1 protein-coding gene is annotated in these 513 nt (G+C 45.6%); it reads left to right on the forward strand.

From position 1 onward, the window contains the following. A partial coding sequence (gene istB / locus N482_RS03285; RefSeq protein WP_063375728.1) for an IS21-like element helper ATPase IstB occupies positions 1 to 513 on the forward strand: 513 nt, incomplete at both ends.

The following is a 513-nucleotide window of genomic DNA, read 5'->3' on the forward strand; positions in this document are numbered from 1 at the left end:
GTATAGAGCGGTTAACGAAGCAGGCCAAGTTCAGGCTTAAAGCGAACTTACAGGAAATCGATTACCACATTGAGCGCGGATTAAGTAAAGATAAGATCCGCAGCCTTGCACAAGGCGAATGGCTCAAGCAGCACCACAACTTACTCATAACGGGTGCAACAGGTTGCGGTAAAACTTATCTAAGCTGTGCACTTGGATACCACTACTGCCAGCAAGAAAACAGCGTTTACTACTTCAGGTTAAAAGAGTTGCTCGAAAAGCTATTTATGGCGCAAGCCGACGGGAGCTACCGCAAGCTTATTCATAAATTAAAAGGGTGCGACCTGTTAATACTAGATGACTGGGGATTAGAGCCACTCAATGCTCAGCAGCGCAGTGACTTACTCGAAATCATCGACGCCAGATACGACTTCAAATCAACCATGATCACCAGCCAACTACCAGTAGCAAACTGGTATGAAATGATAGGCGAATCAACCCATGCGGATGCGATCTTAGATAGGCTTGTTCATA

Origin of the sequence: Pseudoalteromonas luteoviolacea NCIMB 1942 (assembly GCF_001625595.1) — a bacterium.
In the GTDB taxonomy this organism is placed as follows: Bacteria; Pseudomonadota; Gammaproteobacteria; order Enterobacterales; family Alteromonadaceae; genus Pseudoalteromonas; species Pseudoalteromonas luteoviolacea_A.